The organism is Haladaptatus sp., assembly GCF_049589095.1.
GTDB lineage: Archaea > Halobacteriota > Halobacteria > Halobacteriales > Haladaptataceae > Haladaptatus.
In genome coordinates this window covers 1-5,767 of the sequence record NZ_JBAWAC010000664.1, presented here as the reverse complement: position 1 = coordinate 5,767, position 5,767 = coordinate 1, and the positions used below count along the sequence as shown (strand labels likewise).

Sequence of the window (5,767 nt, the reverse complement as noted above, 5' to 3'; positions counted from 1 at the left end):
CGCTCCCGGCGGTGTTCCTTTCGAATCCGCGTCTCGTCGGTGATGTCACGGAAGTAAACCGATAACCCCTCCGTCGAAGGGTAGGCGTGCACCTCGAACAACGTTTTCAACGGGTCGAAGTAGGCTTCGAACGTCGTCGGTTCCTGTGTTTCCATCGCTGCTCGATACTCGTCTTCGAACATCGAATCGAGCGATTCGGGGAACTCGTCCCAGACGGAGTTACCGAGCAGTGCCGATTCCGGCCGGTTCAGCAACTCCTCGCCGCGCTCGTTGACGAAGGTGAACCGCCAGTCCGTGTTCAGCGCGAAGAACGCGTCCGTCACCCGGTCGTAGACGGTGGCCATCCGTCGCTGGTACGCTCGTGCTTCCCGCTGTGCGCGATATCGATCGACCACGTTTTCGATACGGTTTGCCAACACGGCGTATCCGTCCGGACCGCCTTTCTGGAGGTATTCGGTGACCCCCACGGAGATGGCCTCGCTTGCTATTTCTTCGCTCCCTTTGCCGGTAAAGAGGATGAAGGGTAGTTCCGGTAAGTGGACCCGGACGGCCTCCAGAAACTCCAATCCGTCCATCGATCCCATGTCGAAATCGCTGACGATACAATCGACCGTGAACTCGTCGAGTCGCTCGATAGCGTTCGACGGGTTCGTCTCCGTACGAACGACGATGTCCGGTATGTACTCCGACAGGAGGGATTGAGAAAGGCGCAATCGCGCAGGGTCGTCGTCGACGTGGAGGACACGTATCGGATCCGTTGGATTCCTCGCGTCGAGGAACTCGGTCATACACGAATCACTGTGGACTTCAGATTTATAGGTATTGAATCACCAACGAGGGAACAGGTAGATATTCGTAAAATCGCTGTATAATATCGTCCGTATCGGAACATTTCTTCGTGCTTTTATTCATTCGTTCTTTCGTTCCGAAAAGGCCGACTCTGCGTCTCTCGCAACCTCACGGAACCAAGCACTATCGATCCGGTTTCCCTGCACCGAGACACCGTTCCGACCGACGACCACGAACGGTCGCGCTCCGTGGCGGAACTCGCCCGAACTGGTCGGTTTTTTACCCCTCCATCTCTCATGTCCGATCAATGAGTAAGTACGACTACGAGGACCTCGGTCTCGTGGCGGGGCTGGAGATTCACCAGCAACTCGACACCGAGGAGAAGTTGTTCTGTGGCTGTCCGACCGAACTCCGCGACCCCGAGGAGTCGTCCCGAACGTTCACCCGGTATCTCCATCCGACCCGGAGCGAACTCGGGGAAATCGACGAAGCCGCGCTCGAAGAGAGCCAAATCGACCGCGAGTTCGAGTATCTGGGCTACGACACGACCTGTCTCGTGGAAGCCGACGACGAACCGCCACACCGCTTGGACGAGGAAGCACAACAGGTCGTCCTCGAAACCGCGCAACTGCTCGACATGACCGTCATCGACCAGGCCAACGTCATGCGAAAAATCGTCGTGGACGGGTCGAACACCTCGGGATTCCAGCGCTCGACGCTCGTCGCCACCGGCGGGCAAATCGAGACGAGCGACGGGCCGGTCGGCGTCGAAGACCTGATGTTGGAGGAGGAGAGCGCCCAGCGCGTCGAGGAGCGCGAGGACGGCGTCACCTTCAGCCTCGACCGACTCGGCATTCCGCTGGTCGAAATCGGCACCAGCCCGGACATCAGTTCACCCCAACAGGCCCGCGAGGCGGCCGAACGGATCGGAATGCTCCTCCGTTCGACCGGCCACGTCAAACGCGGTCTCGGCACCATCCGGCAGGACGTGAACGTCTCCATCGCGGACGGCGCACGCGTGGAGATGAAAGGCGTCCAGAGTCTGGACGACATCGACGACCTCGTCCGGTTCGAAGTCGGTCGGCAGGTCGAACTCCTCGCCATCCGCGACGAACTGCAATCCCGCGACGCCGCGGTCGGCGAGGTTCAGGACGTGACCGACGTGTTCGAGGGGACCGAAAGCGGCGTCATCGAGGGCGCACTCGACAGCGGCGGCAAAGTCACCGCCGTCCCCCTCTTCGGCTTCGACGGCCTCGTCGGCCGGGAGATCCAGCCAGACCGTCGCCTCGGCACGGAGTTCTCCGACCACGCGAAGCGCCACGGCGCGGGCGGCATCTTCCACACCGACGAACTGCCCGCGTACGGCGTTACCGAGGACGAAGTCGAAGCGCTTCGGGACGCCGTCGATGCGGGTGACGAGGACGCGGTCGCCATCGTCGCCGCTAGTCCGGAGGTGGCCGACGGCGCGATCGAAGCCGCCGCAAAGCGTGCGGAAGTCGCCATCGAGGAAGTCCCGGAGGAGACCCGTGGTGCGAACGAGGACGGTACCTCGCAGTATCTCCGCCCGCTCCCCGGCGCGGCGCGGATGTACCCCGAAACCGACGTGCCGCCGGTCGATCTAGACCCCGAGGAGGTCGAGACGCCCGAACTGCTGACGGAAAAGGTCGAGCGCTACCAGTCGGAGTTCTCGCTCGGCGCGGGACTCGCCGAACAGGTCGCCTACGGCCGCCGAATGCCGCTGTTCGAGCGGGCGGTCGAAACCGGTGCGGACCCGACGTTCGTCGCCGGATTGGTCGAGAGCACCGTGACGGAACTTCGGCGTGACGACGTTCCCGTCGAGAACCTCACCGACGACCATTTCCTCGCAGTGATCTCGCTCGTCACCGACGGCGAGTTGGCGAAGGAGGGTGTCAACGACGTGATGACGCTCCTCGCGGAGAACCCCGAACTGACGGCGGAGGAAGCGGTCGAGGAAGCCGGACTCTCCGGCGTGGGCGACGAGGAAGTCCGCGAAGCGGTCGTCGAAGTGGTCGAACGGAACGACGAGCAGGTCGAGGAAGAGGGAATGGGCGCGTTCTCCGGCCTGATGGGCGAGTGCATGGGAAGCCTCCGCGGAAAGGCGGACGGAGACCTCGTGAGCCAACTCCTGCGCGAGGAAATCCAGAAACGCGCGTAAAAACGAGTTCGGGGGTTATTCTTCCTCTCCGCCCGTCCCCGCCACGTAGCCGGTGACGTTGCCGAGGTTCATCGCCACCGCCAGCCCGACGGCGATGATGAAGACGATGAACGTCGAGATGGCGTTCATCTTCGGCGCGGTTCCGTACTTTATCATCGAGTACATCGATATGGTTATGACGTTCATCGTTCCGCCGACGAAGTGCGCACGGATGAAGTCCTCGAACGACCGAATCCACGCGAAGAGGAACCCGGCACCGATGGCGGGCGCGACGATGGGGAGCGTCACGTCCCAGAAGGTCGTGAGCGGGTCAGCACCCAAGTCACGGGCCGCGTCCTCCAACGACCTGTCGAAGGTGTAGAGGCGGGCCGTCACCATCAGCAGGACGAACGGGAAACCGTAGATGCTGTGGGTGAGGATGAGCGTGACCGGCCCCATCACCATCCCGAGCACCGTCTGGAAGTAGATGATGAGCGCGATGCCCAACACGACGCCCGGAATGACCATCGGGAGGATGCCGAACGTCCGGTACAGCTCCTTGAGTGGGAAGTCGTAGCGGACGAGCGCGAAACTCGCCAGCACGCCGAGGATCGTCGCTATCAGCGCCGAGAACGTCGCCACTTGGACGCTGTTCAACAGCGCAGTCATCAGCGACCTGTCGGCGAACGTCGCCAAGTAGTGGGCGAACGTGAACCCCTGGAAGGGGAAGAACGTGCTCGAATTGACCGCGAACGAGAGGAACATCATGGCGACCAGCGGAATCCACAGGAACACCAACAGCAGTCCCACGATAACGTACAGGCCGCGGCGGAGCAGTTGCTGTCTCCGTTCGTGCCCGAACGTCGGCGATTCGCTCGATTCATCCGCTCGTTCCGTCGTGGTTCCGGTTTCCGTTGCCATCTCAGACACCTCCCAACTCTTCGATGCTGACATAGCGGAACGCGAGCGCGAAGGCGACGACGATGGAGACGACGATGAACATCGACGCCGCGCTTCCGTAGTCGATGGCGTACTGTCCCGTGATTCGTCCCTCGATGAGTTGCCCGACCATCAACACCTTCCCCTGCCCGAGGAATCGCGGCGTGATGAACGCGCCGAGCGCGGGGACGAACACGAACAGGCTCCCACTGATTATTCCCGGCAGAGTCAGCGGGAGGATGACGTCACGAAGTGTTCCGGTTCGTGTCGCGCCCAAGTCGCGGGCCGCTTCTACGAGCGAGAAGTCGAGACCCTCCATGCTCGCGTACAGCGAGAGGAGCATGTACGGGAAGTAGGCGTGCACCAGACCGACCACGATAGCCGGGATGCCGTAGTTGAACAGCCCGATTGGCCCGTTCACGATGCCGATTTTCAACAGCGTCCGGTTGATGACGCTGCTCGGACCGAACATGAGGTACCACGAGTAGGCCCGGACGAGATACATCGTGAAGAACGGCAGCAACACGAGGAAGATGACGACTTTGAACGTCCGGCCGCCGCGACGCGCGAGGAAGTACGCGAGCGGGAACGCCATCACCAGACAGAGCAGGGTGGTGACGGCAGCGATGCCATACGAGAGCATGAGCGAGTGGAAGAACGGCGTCTCCCAGAACGGCCCGCCTCCGTTGAACAACCCCGAGTAGTTCGCGAGCGTCGGCTGCCAGACGATGCTGTACGACGAACTGTCGACGGTCATGAAGCTGAGGACCACCATGAACGTCAGCGGTGCCATCAGCAGGAGCAACAACCAAATCAGGCTTGGCCCGAGCGTGAGGCCGAGCGTTCGCTTTCGCGAGGCGAACGCGTTGATGATACCCTGCCGTCTGGAGCGGGAAGTATCCGAGGACATGGTGGAGTCAGGCCGTCTTGACTTCGTCCCACGCGTTCTGCCACGCGTCCTCGTTCTCGACGGCTTTGAACGGGATGAAGTCCTGCAGACGCGACGGTTTGATGGAGCCGAACATGTCGTTTTGCTCCTTCGAGAGATGTTGTTGAGTCTTCGGGTTACAGCTGGGTGAGTAGCCTGCCTTCGCGAGGTCGGCACCGAGTTTCGGCGCGATGAATTCGTTGACGACCTTCCACGCGAGGTCCTTGTTCTCGGATTTCTTCGAGACGACGGCGGATTCGAACCACGCGAGCGACCCCTCTTTCGGCGTCGCCATCTTCGGCCAATCGGCACCGTTCGCCCACATCTCGACGATCTCGTTACGTCCGGATTGCCCGACGAGGAAGTTACCCTGCTTGAAGGATTTGATGTACGTCGGGTCGGCCGCGATGTACCCCTGTAGGTTCGGTTTTTGCTCGATGAGGGTCTGTTTCACTTTCTTTATCTGCTTCTCCGAGAGGTTCACTTTGTCCCCCTCGAATGCCTTTTCGTAGCCAAGATAGAGCGCCGTCGCGCTCATCGCCTTGAAGTGGTTGTCGTACATGACGACCTTCCCCTTCAAGTCCGTCCCCTTGTAATTGTCACTGAACAGCACGTCGTAGCTCTGCTCGTGGTCCTCCGGAATCTTGCGCGAATCGTAGGAGTAGCCGTACCACCCGAAGCGGATGGGGACGCCGTACTGCTTGCCGTCTTTCGTGAACTGGTTCTTGCTGAATCCCTTGAACGTGTCGTAGATGTCGCTTTTGTTTTTCACGATATCGTCGGGGACGGGATCAACGAGGTCCGCGTCCATCATCTTTGGCACGTAGTTGTTGTTCGGGACGGCGATGTCGAACTGCGGAAGATTCACGAGAAGACCGAGGGGTCGTTCTTCTACGTCACCCACGACCAGGAAGTCGCCATGACCCTCTCCGACCGGATGGCCGTGATGAACGACG

5 protein-coding genes and 1 pseudogene are annotated in these 5,767 nt (G+C 61.0%); 2 read left to right on the top strand and 4 right to left on the bottom strand.

Annotated elements, in window-relative coordinates:
- The coding region (locus WBV42_RS20850; protein WP_423987737.1) for a response regulator at positions 1–788 on the bottom strand (788 nt) is incomplete at its 3' end.
- 308 nt (positions 789–1,096) lie between these two features.
- Between WBV42_RS20850 and gatE the strand changes: the two genes are divergently transcribed.
- A complete protein-coding gene (gene gatE / locus WBV42_RS20845) occupies positions 1,097–2,965 on the top strand; it encodes a Glu-tRNA(Gln) amidotransferase subunit GatE (RefSeq protein WP_423987736.1) in 1,869 nt (622 codons plus the stop codon).
- A gap of 15 nt (positions 2,966–2,980) precedes the next feature.
- Here gatE and WBV42_RS20840 read toward each other — a convergent pair whose 3' ends face one another.
- From WBV42_RS20840 to WBV42_RS20830, 3 genes are read right to left on the bottom strand one after another with little or no spacing between them, the layout of a single operon-like run.
- Positions 2,981–3,865: an ABC transporter permease gene (locus WBV42_RS20840; RefSeq protein ID WP_423987735.1), complete on the bottom strand. Its 885-nt coding sequence runs from the start codon at positions 3,863–3,865 to the stop codon at positions 2,981–2,983.
- Between the two features lies 1 nt (position 3,866).
- A complete protein-coding gene (locus WBV42_RS20835) occupies positions 3,867–4,793 on the bottom strand; it encodes an ABC transporter permease (RefSeq protein WP_423987734.1) in 927 nt (308 codons plus the stop codon).
- 7 nt (positions 4,794–4,800) lie between these two features.
- Positions 4,801–5,622, bottom strand: coding sequence for an ABC transporter substrate-binding protein (locus tag WBV42_RS20830; protein WP_423987738.1), 822 nt, complete (start codon positions 5,620–5,622; stop codon positions 4,801–4,803).
- A 36-nt stretch (positions 5,623–5,658) separates the two neighbouring features.
- On the opposite strand from WBV42_RS20830, the pseudogene WBV42_RS20825 reads away from it, so the two are divergent.
- Positions 5,659–5,767 (top strand): annotated as a pseudogene (locus tag WBV42_RS20825) (ABC transporter ATP-binding protein); the annotation flags it as partial.

Coding starts and splice junctions, on each gene's coding strand:
- gatE (WP_423987736.1), top strand. CDS start 1,097: ATGAGTAAGTACGACTACGAGGACCTCGGTCTCGTGGCGGGGCTGGAG.
- WBV42_RS20840 (WP_423987735.1), bottom strand. CDS start 3,865: ATGGCAACGGAAACCGGAACCACGACGGAACGAGCGGATGAATCGAGC.
- WBV42_RS20835 (WP_423987734.1), bottom strand. CDS start 4,793: ATGTCCTCGGATACTTCCCGCTCCAGACGGCAGGGTATCATCAACGCG.
- WBV42_RS20830 (WP_423987738.1), bottom strand. CDS start 5,622: ATGGACGCGGACCTCGTTGATCCCGTCCCCGACGATATCGTGAAAAAC.